Source organism: Paenibacillus sp. FSL H7-0331, assembly GCF_001956045.1.
The window spans coordinates 39,163-56,727 of sequence record NZ_MRTH01000004.1; the positions used below are offsets into that span (position 1 = coordinate 39,163).

General features: G+C 44.6%; 14 protein-coding genes. 9 read left to right on the top strand and 5 right to left on the bottom strand.

Translation table 11 applies throughout. The features are described from left to right. The first annotated feature begins 105 nt into the window (after positions 1–105). From nikA to BK127_RS43600, 7 genes are all read left to right on the top strand, one after another. Positions 106–1,746, top strand: a complete 1,641-nt coding sequence (gene nikA, locus BK127_RS07105; RefSeq protein ID WP_076229334.1) for a nickel ABC transporter substrate-binding protein — start codon at positions 106–108, stop codon at positions 1,744–1,746. A gap of 24 nt (positions 1,747–1,770) precedes the next feature. Then, positions 1,771–2,715 carry a nickel ABC transporter permease subunit NikB gene (nikB, locus tag BK127_RS07110; RefSeq protein ID WP_076229335.1) on the top strand — a complete coding sequence of 315 codons (945 nt, stop codon included), beginning with the start codon at positions 1,771–1,773 and terminating at the stop codon, positions 2,713–2,715. After that, positions 2,712–3,545: a nickel ABC transporter permease subunit NikC gene (gene nikC / locus BK127_RS07115; RefSeq protein ID WP_076229336.1), complete on the top strand. Its 834-nt coding sequence runs from the start codon at positions 2,712–2,714 to the stop codon at positions 3,543–3,545. The genes nikB and nikC overlap by 4 nt, the downstream gene beginning before the upstream one ends. A gap of 18 nt (positions 3,546–3,563) precedes the next feature. Beyond that, entirely contained in the window at positions 3,564–4,379 is an 816-nt protein-coding gene (nikD, locus tag BK127_RS07120) for a nickel import ATP-binding protein NikD (protein WP_076229337.1), read from the top strand. Between the two features lie 35 nt (positions 4,380–4,414). Further along, entirely contained in the window at positions 4,415–5,236 is an 822-nt protein-coding gene (gene nikE, locus BK127_RS07125) for a nickel import ATP-binding protein NikE (protein WP_076229338.1), read from the top strand. Positions 5,237–5,343: 107 nt separating this feature from the next. Then, positions 5,344–6,528 carry a staphylopine family metallophore export MFS transporter CntE gene (cntE, locus tag BK127_RS07130; protein ID WP_076229339.1) on the top strand — a complete coding sequence of 395 codons (1,185 nt, stop codon included), beginning with the start codon at positions 5,344–5,346 and terminating at the stop codon, positions 6,526–6,528. Positions 6,529–6,721: 193 nt separating this feature from the next. Continuing rightward, positions 6,722–6,880, top strand: coding sequence for a hypothetical protein (locus BK127_RS43600; protein WP_179097410.1), 159 nt, complete (start codon positions 6,722–6,724; stop codon positions 6,878–6,880). A 91-nt stretch (positions 6,881–6,971) separates the two neighbouring features. On the opposite strand, the gene BK127_RS07135 is transcribed toward BK127_RS43600, so the two are convergent. Continuing rightward, on the bottom strand, positions 6,972–7,574 hold the full coding sequence (locus BK127_RS07135; RefSeq protein WP_076229340.1) for a TetR/AcrR family transcriptional regulator: 603 nt from the start codon (positions 7,572–7,574) through the stop codon (positions 6,972–6,974). Between the two features lie 104 nt (positions 7,575–7,678). Between BK127_RS07135 and BK127_RS07140 the strand changes: the two genes are divergently transcribed. Together BK127_RS07140 and BK127_RS07145 are read left to right on the top strand one after the other, a co-directional pair. Beyond that, the gene (locus tag BK127_RS07140; protein ID WP_076229341.1) at positions 7,679–8,692 is read left to right on the top strand and encodes an alpha/beta hydrolase; all 1,014 of its coding nucleotides are present in this window, start codon (positions 7,679–7,681) and stop codon (positions 8,690–8,692) included. Positions 8,693–8,719: 27 nt separating this feature from the next. After that, positions 8,720–10,231 (top strand): serine hydrolase domain-containing protein, encoded by a 1,512-nt coding sequence (locus tag BK127_RS07145; RefSeq protein WP_076229342.1) that lies wholly within the window; start codon positions 8,720–8,722, stop codon positions 10,229–10,231. A gap of 298 nt (positions 10,232–10,529) precedes the next feature. Here the strand turns inward: BK127_RS07145 and BK127_RS07150 are convergent, their stop codons facing one another. From BK127_RS07150 to BK127_RS07165, 4 genes are all read right to left on the bottom strand, one after another. After that, a complete protein-coding gene (locus BK127_RS07150; protein WP_076229343.1) occupies positions 10,530–12,755 on the bottom strand; it encodes a sensor histidine kinase in 2,226 nt (741 codons plus the stop codon). Further along, the gene (locus tag BK127_RS07155) at positions 12,733–13,425 is read right to left on the bottom strand and encodes a response regulator transcription factor (RefSeq protein ID WP_076229344.1); all 693 of its coding nucleotides are present in this window, start codon (positions 13,423–13,425) and stop codon (positions 12,733–12,735) included. The genes BK127_RS07150 and BK127_RS07155 overlap by 23 nt, the downstream gene beginning before the upstream one ends. A 182-nt stretch (positions 13,426–13,607) precedes the next feature. Then, positions 13,608–16,115 (bottom strand): O-antigen ligase family protein, encoded by a 2,508-nt coding sequence (locus tag BK127_RS07160; RefSeq protein ID WP_076229345.1) that lies wholly within the window; start codon positions 16,113–16,115, stop codon positions 13,608–13,610. A gap of 178 nt (positions 16,116–16,293) precedes the next feature. Next, positions 16,294–17,268 carry an aldo/keto reductase family protein gene (locus tag BK127_RS07165; RefSeq protein ID WP_076229346.1) on the bottom strand — a complete coding sequence of 325 codons (975 nt, stop codon included), beginning with the start codon at positions 17,266–17,268 and terminating at the stop codon, positions 16,294–16,296. Positions 17,269–17,565: the final 297 nt, after the last annotated feature.

Genomic DNA, 17,565 nt, shown 5'->3' on the forward strand with positions numbered 1-17,565 from the left:
GTCCAAAAAAAAATCAGACATTTCTCTATTGTTATTATCGAAGAGAATTCATAGTATTATTGATGATAATAATCATTCTCAATAGAAAAAGGGGTACCTACTTAAATGTTCAGAATAAAAGGAAACACATTCATCCCTAAGATAGTCATCCTTCTAGCCTTACTTATGCTGGCAATGGGATGCACACAGCAAAACGCTGCTTCGACCGACACCAAGGAGACGGTAACAAGCGATACAGCCCAAACGAATAAAGCGATCACCGTTGCGTGGCTGAGAGATATAGGACCCTTGAATCCTCATGTTTACTATCCATCGCAATTATTTGCCCAATCCATGCTTTACGAGCCACTGGTCAGCTATAAAGAAGGCGGTCAGCTTAAGCCCTATTTGGCTGAGTCATGGACCATTTCAGCTGATGGCAAAGAATACACCTTCAAGCTTCGCAAAGATGTCAAGTTCTCAGATGGATCATCCTTTAACGCTTTTCTTGTAAAAAAGAATTTCGATGCAATCATGGTAAACAAAAGCGTTCATAGCTGGGTTGGATTAGTAAAAGTGCTTAAACAGACGGAAGCTGTGGACGAACATACGTTTAAAATAACTTTGACTGATCCTTACTATCCGACCTTGCAGGATTTGGCGATCGTGCGGCCTTTCCGTTTTCTTGCCGAAGCTGGATTCCCGGATGATGGGAACACTACCAAAGACATAAAGAAACCAATAGGTACTGGACCGTGGCTGCTTGCCGATTATAAGCAAGATCAATATGCGGTATTCACTAGAAATCCGAATTATTGGGGAGAGGCTCCCAAAATTGACAAGATAACCGTTAAAATCATACCGGATGGCGAAACGCGAGTGCTGGCTTTTGAGAAGGGCGAGCTGGATCTGATTTTTGGCGAAGGGGCCATTAGCATGGATGCCTTCCAGCAATTGAAAGCTTCGGGCAAATATGAAACCGAATTATCCGAGCCTGTAGGTACAAGAAGCCTGCTGCTAAATACATTAAATGAAAAGCTGGCAGACCACCGGGTGCGGCTTGCTCTTCAGCACGGCTTCAACAAAGCAGCCATGGTGAAAGGGATAACGGGAGACGTAGAGGAAAAGGCAGACAACATTTTGTCCAAAAACTATCCTTACTCCAATATCAACGCCCAGCCGATAAACTATAATATTGATAAAGCTAAGGCCTATCTGGAAGAAGCAGGATGGAAGCTGAAGGCGGGCCAAACCGTAAGGGAAAGGGACGGACAAAGGCTGGAACTAGAGTTAATGTATGATAAGGGAGATCTCATTCAAAAAACGATGGCAGAAACGATTCAGTCTCAATGGGGAGAAATTGGGGTTAAGCTGAACCTCTCAAGCGTTGAGTTAGCCGTTATACCCAAACGGTTGAGAGAGGGCCAATTCGACATCCACTTCTGGTTCAATTATGGTGTACCTTATGATCCGCACTCGTTGATCAATTCTGTAAGTGAGCCGAATTTCGGCATTTCCGAAGCTCACAGCCGTATCCCGATGAAGGCAGAGCTGGATCAGCAAATTCATGCGGCACTGGCTTCAACTGATGAGACCAAACGCCAGGAGTTGTACACGTCTATTTTGAAAACATTGCATGAGCAGTCGGTCATCCTGCCTATTTCTTATATTAAACAAACGGTAGTTTACCAGAAAAAAATCAAAAACTTTAAATTTCCCGCTAGCCGTTGGGATCATCCCTTTGATGGAATTACAATCAAACCGTAACGAACAGGAGGTCCCTTCCATTTTATGAGCAGCTATATCGGGAAGCGATTTCTGGCAATTATCCCCATGGTTCTTTTTGCGACACTCATCACGTTTATACTCATTCATCTTTCGCCGGTCGATCCGGCGGAAGCTTATTTTTCCGCAGCACATATTAAACCGACCGAAGAGCTGCTATCCGAGAAACGACATGAGATGGGGCTGGATATGCCGCTGTTTGTGCAATATGGGCATGCTGTGGCACGTATAGCCCAGCTTGATTTTGGCACATCGTATCTTTCGGGTAAACCTGTCTGGCAAGAAGTGAGGCTTCGCTTGCCCGCTACGCTGCAGCTTGCCTTAAGCAGTATGTGCTTAACGATTGTGGTCAGCGTCCTGCTTGGGTATGGGTCGGCTATTTATAAAAATAGCTGGGTGGACTATTTGAGCAGATTGCTTTCGTATTTTGGCGCTTCGATCCCACAGTTTTGGCTTGGGTACTTATTGATTTTCTTCTTCTCTGTTCAGCTGGATTGGCTGCCTGTAGACGGAATCGGCACTTGGAAACATCTCGTTCTTCCTTCATTAACGTTGTCTTTGGGACTCATTGCCATCTATACTCGACTGCTGCGGGAAAGCATATTGGAGCAATTGCAGGAATCTTACGTGATGTACGCTCGGACGAGGGGAATGAAGGAAAAAACGATTATTTTGCAGCATGTTATGAAAATTGCGATTTCCCCCGTCATTACCGGTCTTGGCATGAATTTAGGCAAATTGCTGACAGGAACGATTATCGTAGAACAGCTGTTTTCATGGCCCGGATTTGGACGGTATTTCGTAGAGGCCATTTTTAATCGGGACATTCCCGTTATTCAATGCTACGTAGTTCTCGCAGCCTGTCTGTTCCTCATAAGCAATCTGCTCGTTGATTTGGTGCAAATGTATATGGACCCGAGAATTTCGTTGAAGGGAAGAAGCGTTCATTGATTGCAACCATTCACAATACCTTCAAAGGAAGGAAGACAATTGCGGTATGCTCCGCTGTACTGCTGCTTTGCTTTCTTATTACGATTCTAGCGCCATGGATCTCGCCACATGATCCAGTCAAGGTCAATCTGGAGCTTAAGCTGCAGCCGCCTTCACCCGACAATTTATTAGGAACCGATCACTTAGGACGCGACAATTTATCTCGTCTCCTGTTTGGAGCCCGAATATCATTAGGTCTTGTTTTCATGGTCTTTATGGCTTCATTAGGAATGGGGCTTCTCGTTGGAACGGCGGCAGGCTACAGAGGCGGCTGGATCGATTATGCTGTCATGCGGTTTTGCGATGGGGTTATGGCTTTTCCAAATCTTGTGCTCGTATTGGGGATTGTTGGTATCTTTGGTCCTGGAATTATGCAAGTCGTGCTAGCCCTCCTGTTTGTGCAATGGGTATATTATGCGCGAATGTTTCGTGGTCTCGTTGTCAGCTTGAGAGAACGCCAGTTTATAACTGCTGCCCGGATTAGCGGCTCCTCTTCATGGAAGATTATTAGATTACATATAATTCCAAATGTACTGCCACCCATTATCGTCATCGGCACTCTGGAAATGGGCTGGGCGATTATGGATATCTCTGCTCTATCCTTTCTCGGTCTGGGCATTCAAGCACCTACACCCGAGTGGGGAGCCATGATTCATGAAGGCAAAGCTTTTATTCGCAGCCATCCCGAATTAATGCTGTATCCAGGACTGCTTATTTTGCTTGTTGTTATTAATTTCAATTTGCTGGGAGAAGCTTTATCCAGTCATTTTGGGGTAAAAAAACATTTTTGAACAGGAATGAGACCTACGATGGAAGAGCCTCGCAAAGTGATGCAGGTAAGCGGTTTGAACGTCACAATGAAGACGAAGCAGGGCTTGCTCCCGCTCATTCAAAATATTCATTTTGATTTAAAGCAAGGTCAGGTGCTTGGTCTTGTCGGAGAAAGCGGCAGCGGCAAAACTGTAACCTGCAGTTCCTTGCTGCAATTGCCAAGTCAACAAGCTATCAGGGAAGGCAGCATTCAATTAAACGGACGTGAGCTGAACGGCTTGCCCCAGCAAGAGATGCAGCGCATTCGAGGCAAAGAGATTGGCTTTATTATGCAAAATCCGATGAATGCCTTCACCCCCGTGTATACGATAGGCCATCAATTTATGGAAACTATCCGTATGCATTGCAAAATGAGCAAAAAGCAAGCATTCGAGCTGGTAGCGGTTTGTCTGGAAAATGTAAACTTGCCTGAGCCTTCAAGGCTCATGAAGCTGTATCCTTTTCAACTGAGCGGGGGAATGCTTCAGCGGGTCATGATTGCCCTATCCATGTGTCTGAAGCCTGCCGTCGTAATCGCCGATGAGCCAACGACTGCTTTGGATGTGGTCAACCAGCTTCAGGTGTTAAAGCAGCTTGAACGGCTGAGAGCGGAATGTGGTACAACGATTTTATTAATTACCCATGATTTGGGCGTCATTGCGGAGATGGCGGATGAAGTTATCGTCATGCATCAAGGGTCTATCGTTGAACAAGCCGATGTATTTGAACTGTTCGATGCTCCCAAGAATGAGTATACGAAAACATTGTTAAACGCCAGGCTGAAGCTGCCTGCTTCATTGAAAATGAGGACATGACCGTAAATGTAATTTAGCAAACGGGGTAGAACCATATGAGCTTGCTGCATGTAAAAGAAATCACCCTTGCCTATGGAAAAGCCGGACTGTTCGGCTTGCCGCGCCGACTCATTCCTGTCCTCTCCAATGTCTCACTAACGATTGATGAGGGCGTTTGTCTCGGTTTGCTTGGAAGCAGCGGTGCAGGGAAAAGTACGCTCGGCAAAGTTATTTTGGGCTTGGAGAAGCCATCACACGGCCAAATTATTTTTCAAGGACAAGATCTTTACAACATGAGTGCTTCTGATCGAAAGCAGGCCAGAAGAGATTTGCAAGTCGTTTTTCAGGATTGTTACTCCTCGGTAAATCCACGAATGACCGTAGAACAGATCATTGGAGAGCCGCTCGATAACTACGAAATCAGGTCACCCAGCAAACAAAAGCATGTAATTGGTGAGCTGTTGGAAATGGTCGGTTTAAAAGCGGAGGATATGGCCAAATATCCGAATCAATTCAGTGGTGGACAGCTGCAAAGAATTAATATTGCCCGAGCGATTGCCTTAAAGCCGAAGCTTATCGTGCTTGATGAGTCGGTAAGCAGCCTCGATATGGTTACTCAAACCCAAATTTTAGCTTTGTTAAACGATTTAAAACGTTCATTCGGGCTTTCTTATTTATTTATAACACATAATTTGGAAGCCGCCTATTTTCTGTCAGATCGGTTAGCAGTGTTAGACCATGGCGAGCTGGTTGAAATGTTTGAAGAAAAGGAACAAATCTTAACATCGCCACATCCTGCTGTACAAAGTCTGCTGCAATCTGTTCTAGCTGACCATCCTGGCAATCGGAAAGTGAGAAACGTGCAGCAATTTACTTAAGTGTGTGAGGCATAACCACGAGGCGATTCAACGTGGGGGCCCCACACTTTTTTTACGTGATGGCCTCTGGCCACTATACCGTACTTGAAAGGAGCTAATATCCCGCAATGAGCACAAATATGTCCGTATCCTCGCCTTTTATTAGACTTTATGTCATTACGTTTTTGTTTTTCAGTGCAAATCCCATTATTAATATTGTTGTTCCCCTGCGCGGTGAAGCCGAAGGGGCAAGCAATACCGAAATTGGTATCATGATGGGCGCTTATATGATGACCAGCATGCTGTTCCGTCCATGGGCGGGCAACGTTGTCCACCGCTTTGGCCCACTATTCGTGCTGCGTATTTTGTTAACTGCAAACTTTGTTATTTTGGTTCTGTATGCACAATTCGGTCTGGAGTGGTATTTCGTTCTTCGTGCGTTGCAAGGCATTACGACAGCTTTTTTCTCCTTAGCCTTGCAAATGGGCATTGTCGACACGTTACCCGAAAAAGAGCGTTCGCAAGGCATATCGCTGTATTTGTTAGCAGGCATGCTGCCTACCGTAATCGGACCCATAGCCGCTTTATATTTGTGGGATTGGGGCGGGATGAAGGCGTTCGCTTCTGCCATGCTCATTATTGGCCTTGCAGCCAGCATTATAGGATACCATTCGCCGCTTCCGTCCCGTTTGATCAGCAACGATGACATGAAGCCAAAAAGCTCCATGATGGCCCAGCTCAGCCAATTATGGAGCAATCGTGCCTTTCTTGTATGCAGTATGGCTATGCTCATTGCTTCCGCTGGCTTTGGCGCTGTTGTAACGTTCATTGTGCTGTATACACAACAAAGCGGAGTCGGCAATGCTGGCCTCTATCTCATGGTTCAAGCTGGCGTCATCGTATTAGCTAGATTTGCTCTTCGCAAAAAAGTGCCTTCAGAAGGGAATTGGCATGCGCCTTTAGTTATCGGCCTGCTGCTGTGCTTAACCGTAGGCATTCAGCTATTAGCCATGTCTATACATTATGGAGCTGCCCTTATGTATGCGTCGGCTGTATTAAACGGGTTTGGTATGGCACTGCTGTATCCAACGTTGATGACGTATTTAACCTTTGTGCTGCCAGCAGCTTCCCGCAATACGCTTATCGGTGTATTTATTGCGGTGTCAGACTTCGGCGTCGTGCTCGGCAATATGGCAATGGGACCCATCGCTGACCATTGGTCATATTCGTTGATGTATAGCGTTTGTGCCAGCATGCTGCTTGCCGCTGCTGGAGTTGTGTACGTAAGTGGCCGTCGCTTGAATAGATATTGACAATCTGCGAATTTGGATGGAGCTTGCCATTTAGGGTTGGATTTTCCTCAAGGACAAGCGGCTTCTCGAAACGCTTCAATCAGCGTTTTTATTAATTTTCTATGATTTATATCACTTACGTTCTTAACCTAACGACTTATACTCATTACTATAAGCAGCTAAAGTTAATAATGAATAGGTGGGGGTATGATTTATGGAATTAATGAAAAATTCAGAACCGAAAAACCAATTTAGCGGACTTGGCCTTGTTATTTTCCTGATGGGTGTGATTACGTTCGGCCCGTTGATTTATTTTCTAATTAGCTGGGCGCTTGGCAATGTGCCACTGGTATCTGGAGGACCCGTAAATTGAAGAAAATGGTACCTAATAGATGAGTCTTGAACAATCAATTTAGTGAGTTTGAACCCCTGATTCTATCAGATATTTCCCATATTTGATAGGGTCAGGGGTTCTCATTTTTGCATAACGAAGCCAAGTGTTGGTCTATTATAGCTTCAAGTCGGTCTGCTGTCAGCCGTTTTGGCTGCATAAGCTGGTGAACGGCTAACCCATCGACTAACGCGTACAATTTCTCTGTTTCCAAATCGGGATCCAATCCCGGCCTTATCAGCTTCTGCTCCACCAGCGTATCAATCACAAACTTCGAAGCTTTGTATAAGCCATCCTGCATGTCCTCGCTTAATCTTTTCAATTCCGGATAAATCAATGCTTTGGCATTAAATGAAAACCAAACCTCCATTTCCATTATTCTTTCCTTGTCCACGGGCAAAAACTGCAAAAGCAAACGTTTCAAATCCAACAGAATCGGTCCTTCAAAATCCCATGCTTCAATCCGTTCCTGAATGCGATGAACAAAAAGGTTCATACAGAAGGCAAACAATTCCACCTGTGTGGAGAAGTAATGTCTCATTGATCCTACGGATAATCCGGCTTCCTCTGCGATATTGCGAACGGTGGCTTGTTCAAGGCCCGATCTTTCGATGACTCTTAAGGCTGCTTCGGCGACGATATGTCTCTGTTTTTCATGATCTACGATTTTTGGCATAGCTCCATTATACATGGTTTCTTTTTTATAATACAGTGTGCTATAATCATTTAAATAATACAATGTATTAAATAAAAGATAACCATGAGAGGAAATATTGCCAAATGAGTAGAGTTAGCTTACGAAAGAAATCATCCAAAATCATAAAGTGGAAAAGAATACTGCTGATCTTTGTATCTGTCATTATGTTCATCATTGGATCAGGATTTGTTTATGAATGGATTTCATCTGAGCAAGCTGAAGGAAATTATCCACCCCCAGGTAAGCTAGTCGATGTTGGTGGATATCGTCTGCACATCCACAAAATCGGTACTGGTTCCCCCACCATTATTGTTGAAGCAGGAAGCGGAGAAACGAGTTTATCCTGGAGAGATATCCCCGACCAGCTGGCTAAATCCGCAACCGTCGTGAGTTATGATCGTGCCGGATATGCGTGGAGCGAGAAAGCGAATAGGGAACGGACAGGAGCCAACGTTGTTTCAGAGCTGCATGCCGCTTTGAAGAAAGAGGGTATCGACGGGCCCTATATACTTGTCGGTCATTCGCTTGGAGGGATGTACGCCCGGTTATTTGCACAAACCTATCGAGATGAAGTCACTGGTTTAGTGCTTGTTGATGCGAGACCCGAAAATGATGAACGGGATACGAAGGCGATTTACGAGCAGGAGAAATTTGTAGGAAACCCATCGGCTACTGTTTTAAAGTTATTAAAGATGTCGGGAAGCTTGCGACTGTTCCAGGATGTTTTGCTGGAAGGTCTGGTTGCAAAGGAAGACAGGGAGCGGTTTATCAACGTTATTGCCAAACCCAGTTTTTTTGAGGCCAAAGAAGAAGAGGGAAAACTGGCGAACAGCACAGAAGACGCAATTCGAGGACAAAACTTGAATACGCTACCTGTGAGAGTTATTGCCAGAGGGGTACCTCAAGACTACGCCAAAGCTGGCATTTCCGAAGATAACGGTAAAAGGCTTGAGGATATCTGGCAAGCCGGACAGCGAGAAATGCTTACAATTTCCACTGCCAGTCAGCTTATTGTAGCAAAGAAGAGCGGTCATATGGTCATTCACGATGAGCCCTCTCTTGTTGTTGATACCATCCTCAGTTTATTGGAACGTTAGAATTATGATACCAAGGAGAAGTAGAAAATGAATTTCAACTTTTATAACAGTTTTATGAAGATGATAATATTGACGGTACTTGCTCTGTTTTCACCGCTTGCAGTTTATGCTGAATCAGATCCATTGAATGTGGATGCAGAAAAAATCGATACGTTCATGGAGTCTGCTATAGACAAACTTCACGTACTCGGCGCTGCTTTGGGGATCGTAAAGGGCAATCAAACGCTTTATCTGAAAGGCTACGGCTATTCCGGCGTTGACCATTCGCCAGTTACGTCACAAACCCCTTTTGTTCTGGGCTCTACAAGTAAATCATTTACTGCCTTAGCTATTATGCAATTGGTTGAAGAAGGTAAGATTGATCTCGAAGCGCCGGTACAGCGATATTTGCCGTGGTTTCGATTAGCCGATGAAGAAGTGTCCAAGAATATTCTAGTCAAACATTTACTAAATCAAACTAGCGGACTCTCTACTTATGACGGACGACTTGGCATCACGAACGGTCATAAGTCCATAGAGGAACATTTGCGAGATCTGAAGCATACGCCGCTTACCGAACCTGTAGGACAAGTATTTCAATACTCGAATTTAAACTATAATATTCTCGGTGGAATTGTTCAAACGGTATCGGGAGAGGCTTATCCCCAATATGTAGACAATCACATTTTTAAGCCATTAGACATGCAGCACAGCTATGCTTCGGCAGTAGAGGCTGAGCAAGACGGCTTGGCAACGGGGTACCAATCTATATTTGGATGGATGGTTCCGACCAAACAACTACAACATGAGGGCACTGTGGCATCGGGTTATTTAATTTCAAGTGCGGAGGACATGTCGAATTATTTAATTGCCCAAATAAACCAGGGATATTTTAAAAACCAGACTTTATTATCCAAAGAGGGTGTCAACCACATGCACCAGCCTGCTTCCTCTATGGGAGACGGTGCATTTTACGCCATGGGTTGGGTTGTCAACCAAAACACGAATGTCATTTTTCATAACGGTTCAACAGAAAATACGTTTTCGCTGATGGTGATGAATGGGGATTATGGTATTGTTCTTCTTATTAACGCATACGATCCGCTCGTTCCCTACGATAGTATAGTGGCCGGAATTAATGGAATTCTTAACGGCCAAGAGCGTTCACAAGCTGACCTGCCTAGTTTTAACAAGACGTACATGATTGCTGATTTAATCGTACTGGCTGTTCTGGCTTGGGTCTCTCGATCCGTCTACAATTTATATAGATGGATACTGAAGCCAACCTTTACACCCTTGCGCATTGCTATCAATTGTGTGTACATTTTGCTATTTAATCTGCTAATTCCATCGTTGATTCTTTTCTATGTACCCAAACTAGCTCAAGCTCCGTGGGCGGTGACATTTTCGTTCTTACCAGGCTTAGGACATGTCCTTTATTTCCTATCTATCCTTTTGTTATGTATGGGGCTGATCAAATCAGTACTGATTATTCGCAGTATGGATGGGAGAAGGCTTGGCTCCAAGGCAGGAGATACTCTACATCATACTGAAGGCTAATAGCATAACGAACAAATAAGAAGAAAGCAGCTACAACAAACAATATGATTAGGTGTATTCCAATAAGCCTTGAGGGCTGTCACTACCGATCTCGGCGAAGGCTACCTGGTTTTGTACATGCAACGACTGGGCAAGGACCGGTGTAAGAAATCATCCATTAGATTCCATATAAAAGCTCATCCCCGATTTACAGGAATGAGCTTAATATACCAAGACCGTATCAAGCCTGACACTATCCACAGCTTCTACTAAGCGTCGAACGTGCCACTCCTCAGTCATTTCGGAAAAGCCCTTGCGCTTACTTCTTTAAGTTAACGGTTACTTTAAAGTAGTCACCATCGATTTCTATATGAAGCCGTCCTCCCTGAAGCTCAATAATGCTCTTAGCGATGGCAAGACCCAAGCCGGAGCCTTCTGTGTTCCGGGAAGCATCGCCTCTTTTGAAGCGTTCGAACAGATCCTGCGCATCAAATAAAATTTCGTAAGCTGAGACATTGCTGATTTTCAGAACGACATGCTCCTGTTCCTCGGTCAATGAAAGATGAACCCGGGTGTCCGGCATGGAGTAGTTGAGCGCATTATGAATCAAGTTCTCGAATACCCTCCACGTCTTATTGCCGTCCAGCTGGGCGAAGATATGGGGACGCTCGATATGGATTCGAAAATGAAGCATGGACGCTTCGATTTTATCGCTGCATTCAGCGAGAGCCTGCTGCAAAAGTGCAGCCACATTGACCGTCTCCAGTGCCAGTACGACGGCGCCGCTGGAAAACTGGGATACCTCGAAAAGATCGTCGATCAGCATTTTGAGCCGCTGTGTTTTTTTCTCTAAAATATGCACGTAGTGATTGGACTCACCTGGCAGCGGGCTTTCTTTTTTGAGCAAATCGATGTAGTTGATCATGGAGGTAAGCGGCGTTTTCAAATCATGGGAAACATTGGAAATCAATTCGGATTTGGACCTTTCGCTTCTCAACTGTAGGTCTAAAGCGGTTTGAAAGCCTTGCTTCATGTTGTTCAACTGCCGGATCATATGAGACAGCTCGCCTTTGCCGCGTTCCTCAAGCGCAACGTTCAAACGTCCGGCACATATCTCGCTCATGCCGGCGAGCACGTAGTTCAACGTTCCCACCCGTTTGACGAGATAAGGAACGGCGATCAACATATAAGCAGCTATATAAATGACGGATAGCAGCGACCAGACCCCTGATTCCGATTCCTGTAATCCTAAGCATACAGACAGCCCAAGTAACGCTATTAATAGGAAGATTAGTATGGATTTAAGTAGTATTTTTTTATTAACAAAAGCCGCTTTCATCAGCCTGCTTAGCGTTAGAATGTACCCTGCCTTCCACTGCCCGTAGACAGCTCCCTTTCTACGATACAGGAGCAGCGCATCATTCAGGTAAATGCTAATGCAGGCGATGAGCATAGCGAGCAGGGACCAGCGGTAAACAGAGTTGGACGGCGTAAGCATATCCCAATCATAGACCGTCCTTCCGTAAGTTAACGCGTAGAAGGAAGCTAAGATAAATATAAGGATGCGAATATCGAGCGGGATGCACTGCCATGTGGCTGTGAACGTTCCACTCCATACATTCTCCTTTACCCCGTTTTTTCGCATGTAGACGAGAAGAAGGATAATGGCTACCACTACTGCCACAAGACCGGCAAATTCAAACTGCAGCTGCTTCCGGATTCCTAACAAAGTGACGTAGTCCTTGAACATGATGACTTCGGTACCGAAAGCTAAATCTGCCGGTTCTACAGCTGCATAAAAGGTAAAACTTCCTTCCAACTGATTCGCTTTGAAATAGTCATTAAGCCAGATCAGCTGTTTATTCGGTTTTTGAAGTGGAAATATCATCGTATGCGTGGTTTCCGAATTCTCTTGTGTTTCCAATGCTCCGTTAGGGTTACTCAATCTATTCGTGTACGTTTGATGATTCTTTTTATCGGTAATCGAATATTTGATGATAGGATCAAGACGGGCTGCGGTCCTTTTCAACTCCTCGTATTCCGAGTCTCTTTTTGAAATGTATTTTTTTGTCTTGTCAAGAAGCTCCGACTGCCATGCGTCCTCAACTTGTTTACTCCATTCGGCTGACATCCATTGTCCCGTTTTTTCTTGAAGCGCACGAAGAGAAGAGGCGACAGGGGGCGACAATTTCAACTCCTCATCTGCGGAGCTTTCCAGCTCTGGAATCATGATTGTCCCGCTCAGCGTTTCGTTCGTTAGGTAGTCAAATTGTTCCCTCCATTGCCGGATCGTATCTTCGCTAACTTTCTCTTTCTCGCTAAGCCTGTTGTAGTTTTCGTATTCAGCTCGGTATTTCGTTATGTCACGCACATTCATAAATACCTGTACACCATAAAAGAAATCACCTTGAAAGAAAGGGTTGCCATATATGTAAGCTCGTTTATTATTAATATCGATAGCTAGCAGTAGCGCTAGCGCCGCGAAGCAAACAAGCAAGATTGGGGCAAACGCGGGCAGGTGTTTATTTTTCGATTTTGTATCCAATACCCCATACCACCTTCAAATATTTTGGTTCGCGCGGGTTTATTTCGATTTTTTCCCGTATGCGTCTTACATGGACCGCAACCGTATTTTCACCATTGCAGCTCGGTTCTCTCCACACTTTTTCATAGATTTCTTCAATGGAAAACACGCGCCCCTTATTTTCCATAAGAAGCTCTAGTATTTTGTATTCTGTCGCGGTCAGACGTACCACTTCCTCGTCAACGGTAATCGTCTTCGTGCTTTTGTTCAAGGCCAGCCCTTGGGTGTAGATGACATCTTCGGACGGCTTGTAGTTGCCGAGGCGAGTGTATCTTCTTAATTGGGATTTCACCCGTGCGATCAGCTCCAAAGGACTAAAAGGCTTGCTGATATAGTCGTCGGCCCCCGCGTTTAGTCCCACAATCTTGTCGGCATCTTCGGTTTTGGCGGAGACGATCAGGATCGGAATGTTTTTGGTTTCCCGGATTTTAAGCGTAGCTTGAATGCCGTCCAGCTTGGGCATCATCACATCCAGAAGAATCAGATGGATTTCATTCCTTTCGAGCACCTCCAGGGCTTCGAGACCATTGCTGGCGGTAAACACGTTCAGACCTTCCCTTCTTAAATTAATACTGACGGCCTCCACAATTTCGGCATCGTCGTCAACGATCAATACATTGCATTTTTCCATGAGTAACCACCTTGCTTGAAAATGACTTTCGTTTGCGTGCGAACGAGAACGATATCACTAGTTTACTAGAGAAGTTTTACAAAAAAATGCTTAAAATTCTTACAAATCTTTTACAATGTCCATTTTGTATGAACGAGGCAAAAAAATAACCCAGCTGCCACCGCGGCAACTGGGTTCTATCATCATATCGAAGCTGCCAATTTGGCAATTTCTGATTTCTCCTCAGGGAACTTAGCTATATAGGCATCATAGGTTTGTTGATCATTTTGCCCTAATTTTTGCAAGGCTGCCAAGTACCATCTCACGATCATACGTGAAATGGGGGCATCCGATTGAAGGCCAGCATTCACTCGCAGTACATCTACCGCCCCTTTGTAATCCTGCCGTTCCGCAAAAATTTTCCCTATGGCCAATGATATGCCAGGAGTAACATCAAATGGCTCCCCTTGCATCTGTCCTTTGGGTAGGCTTTTTAAAGACTCCTTACGGATCAGCACCTGCTGGTAAGTCTCAACGGCTTGATTCCATAGCTTACCATTCAATTCCTTGTTGTTGTCCGTTCTTGCACGATCACCCAGCTCAGCATAAAGACCAATCGCACGTTCATACCAGTTCTGTCCGCCTGGCCTGATATTAATGCCCCAGCTATTATTGCGCAGGTTTCTCTCTGTCACTGCTAAAGCCTCGTTTAACTTCCCTTCCGTGATGTATTGGTTATACTCGGTCTCAAGGCTTTCTTTATTATAGGGTTCCTTTTGTTTCAACAACTCCAAATAGGTTTTGGCCTCTTCGTACATGTTAGCATTTTTAGATTGATTATAAGCTTGATACAGCAGGCTTAGCTTTAGATTCACATAGTCCGGATGAGCAGGTGTCGCTGCCAAGGCTGCATTCATCGGTTTCATCACATCTTCAAAACGAACCTGTTCGCTACTCTGCAGCTTTTCTAGTGTCGCCATGTACTGCCGATTACCATTTAACTCTTTAAGTCCGGATACCATGACAACAATCGAGACGATACCGATCAATAACGGGTATATCAAGCGTGTTTTTCCTTGATTTATTCGCCCGATCCAAGTCTTTTCCTTGATTAAGGATGGGACGAACCTCAAACCTGCAGCCAAACCACCAAGGGAAAGAAAAACAACCGAAGCCAGATAAGCATAGCTCATTTCAAAATCAAGTAGGCTATGGATCAAAATCGATACCGACACGATATAGAAAACCTGATAGCTGCCGCGATCTTCAATGTTTTGTTTGAAGTATTGCCTGATATATAAATAATAAATAGCAATAAGCAGGGCCGTCAGTACCAGTAATCCAATCAAGCCGGTTTCAACCCAATATTGCAGGAAAAAATTATGTACCTGTTTAACGATATAAGGATTGTTTTGATACTGTTGATATAAAATCGTCCATGCGCCACCCCCAGCTCCAGTAATGGGGTAATCACTCACCAATTTCATAGAATCCTTGTACATCGTCAATCGTTCCAGAACACTATGCTGCTGGAAATTAATCGATTGCAGGCGAGTCTGTAATTCCACGGGCAGGAGCCTGGAAACAAAATTGTTTCCTGACAGCAGTATAGCACCGAACAAACCCGCTACAATCAGAATGATCGGAATAAAAAGATTGGCTATACGATACTTGTTAATCGCAAGCGTTCGCTGCTCCAGCTTCGGCACCACATAACGCTGAATGACAGTAATGACCAGACCCACTACTATCGATACAGAGCCTACAATCAGCCAGCCCTTTAACGATTCAGAATCAAACAGGCTGAGTAGAGCGGGTTGAAGGGGGTCACCTGCCGTTACTTGCTGAAAGATACGGGTCGTAATACTTCTGACAGGCTCAAGTATCAGCAGCGCACCGACGGCACCGATCATCGCGTACACAAAAAAACAAATTTGCTGTGCGAATCTGAAAAAAGGTAAAATGGCCAGAGCAATCAGAGGCAATACGACCAGTCCACCTCTGGAAAGTGTGAGAAGGAACGACACGAGCAGCGGCACTATCATAACCGCGTGGATCGAGACCATATACCATTTGCGTTCATTCATTAACAACCACAAAGCAGATAATAGAATAGCTAACAAATAAGCGGCATACGCATTGGGATATTGAAATACCGAGCTTAGCCTCAGCCCTTGATCGGACAGCATCACCGCATCCCTAAAATAAGCATTGCCAAACATATTCATAAAACAATAAATGACAGCGACGTAACCAGCTAATACGATACCATTTTGGATAATTCGTGCACCGAGCTTGTTTTTGGCAAAAGCTACGGCTAGGACAAAAAAGATACTGTACATCACATTTAACATAATCATACTGGAAGCATAATGGCTTGAAACGGCATGGACAGATGCAAGGATGTAAGCAGCGGGGATCGTCCATATCCATAACCCGAGGACATCACTGACATCCGTTAATTTCCAATGATAAGCTTGATAAATGCTAAGTACAAACAGCATGATCCCCGCCCAAAATAACGCAGAATTCAATGCATATTCATATTGTACCGTGTAACCGTAAAAAAGCCCGGTTTGAAACAACCATACGAATAAAAAAACAGTAATCAGTGCGAGTGAAAGCCAATACAGGAGAGACCTGTCCTTATCACCTTTGTTTCCACGCTCCCTGTCTTTTTTGTATGAATGGGGAATTGATGATGTTGCCATACCTAACCTCTTTCCTGTAAAATCAACTTTTTCATTCACATATAAGCTAATATTTTCCACTTCATTAGACGTAGCAAGTCCTACATTTGTTTCATTTTCTGGAATATTTATATTCTTAAATAACGAAAAAAAACTCGTCCTTGGCTTCATCGGCTCAAGACGAGTTTTTTGCTACTTTCTACCAGATAGGCACGAAACCGTTAATTTCGTCAAGAATACCATCGATGGCCTGTACAACATCAGGAGTCAAGGTAACGCCGCTTGCTTTGATATTTTCTTCAATTTGCGTTAGTCGGCTGGCTCCTACAATCGCTGAGCTGACACCCGGCTGTCTTAATATCCAGGCGATTGCGAGCTGCGATAAGGTCAATCCCTGATCTGTGGCAATGGCATCCAGCTTGCCCACGCACCCAAGAACATCGTCCTGCAAATAGCTGCTAATCCAGCGGTTGATATCGCTGTTGGCCGCGCGGCTTTCGGATGGAATCGGCTGGCCTGCCTTGTATTTGCCGCTCAATATGCCTTGTGCCAGCGGAGAAAACACGATTTGTCCCAAGCCTTCTTTGACGGAGGTTGGCAGCACTTCTTTCTCAATATAACGGACAAGCATGTTATAGATAGGCTGGTTTGAAATTAACGGTCTCAGGTTCAACCTTTTGCCTATATGGACCGCATCAGTAATCTGTGCTGCCGACCATTCGCTCACTCCGGCATACAGGACCTTTCCCTGACTGACCAAATCGTCCAGAGCGCGCAGCGTTTCCTCTAACGGCACCTCCGGATCGAACCGGTGGCATTGATACAAGTCGATATAATCCGCTCCAAGCCTCTTCAGGCTGGCTTCGCACTGTTCAACGATATGCTTGCGCGACAGTCCTTTATCGTTGGGTCCATCACCCATTGGAAAATACAGCTTTGTCGCAATGACATAGCTTTCACGTGCATAATCCTTAAGCGCTTCACCGACGACGATTTCCGAAGCACCGCGGTTGTACGCGTTGGCTGTATCAAAGAAATTAACGCCGTTATCGTAAGCGTATTTGATGCAATCGATCGCTGTCTGCTTCTCCACCGCGGTACCGTAGGTTAACCAGCTTCCCAACGAAATCTCACTGACTTTTAATCCACTTCTGCCTAAATTCCGATATTGCATGTTTATATTCCTCCTGTTTAATCAATCTGTCTGCTTAATAGCGATACTAGCAGCGGCCGATATTTTCGATTTTTTCATACTGATCCTCATGATACAGGATAAGAAGAAATTATTTAAGAACTGACTTATTATGCAATTAGTTACCTTGAAGTAACCACGATGGGATATTCCGAAGAATGAAGCAGCGATGTCAGCACTTTTGGCTTGTCCAAAAGCCATTTCGTTCCATAAAGCTAACATTGACAGATGTTCATTAGTGGCATAATAATTAACATCTAAGAACAGTCAGGTTCCAAT

What these genes read in the sequence shown, in the direction of transcription:
- nikA (WP_076229334.1), top strand. Translation starts at nt 106, where the DNA reads ATGTTCAGAATAAAAGGAAACACATTCATCCCTAAGATAGTCATCCTT.
- nikB (WP_076229335.1), top strand. Translation starts at nt 1,771, where the DNA reads ATGAGCAGCTATATCGGGAAGCGATTTCTGGCAATTATCCCCATGGTT.
- nikD (WP_076229337.1), top strand. Translation starts at nt 3,564, where the DNA reads ATGGAAGAGCCTCGCAAAGTGATGCAGGTAAGCGGTTTGAACGTCACA.
- nikE (WP_076229338.1), top strand. Translation starts at nt 4,415, where the DNA reads ATGAGCTTGCTGCATGTAAAAGAAATCACCCTTGCCTATGGAAAAGCC.
- cntE (WP_076229339.1), top strand. Translation starts at nt 5,344, where the DNA reads ATGAGCACAAATATGTCCGTATCCTCGCCTTTTATTAGACTTTATGTC.
- BK127_RS43600 (WP_179097410.1), top strand. Translation starts at nt 6,722, where the DNA reads ATGGAATTAATGAAAAATTCAGAACCGAAAAACCAATTTAGCGGACTT.
- BK127_RS07135 (WP_076229340.1), bottom strand. Translation starts at nt 7,574, where the DNA reads ATGCCAAAAATCGTAGATCATGAAAAACAGAGACATATCGTCGCCGAA.
- BK127_RS07140 (WP_076229341.1), top strand. Translation starts at nt 7,679, where the DNA reads ATGAGTAGAGTTAGCTTACGAAAGAAATCATCCAAAATCATAAAGTGG.
- BK127_RS07145 (WP_076229342.1), top strand. Translation starts at nt 8,720, where the DNA reads ATGAATTTCAACTTTTATAACAGTTTTATGAAGATGATAATATTGACG.
- BK127_RS07155 (WP_076229344.1), bottom strand. Translation starts at nt 13,425, where the DNA reads ATGGAAAAATGCAATGTATTGATCGTTGACGACGATGCCGAAATTGTG.
- BK127_RS07160 (WP_076229345.1), bottom strand. Translation starts at nt 16,115, where the DNA reads ATGGCAACATCATCAATTCCCCATTCATACAAAAAAGACAGGGAGCGT.
- BK127_RS07165 (WP_076229346.1), bottom strand. Translation starts at nt 17,268, where the DNA reads ATGCAATATCGGAATTTAGGCAGAAGTGGATTAAAAGTCAGTGAGATT.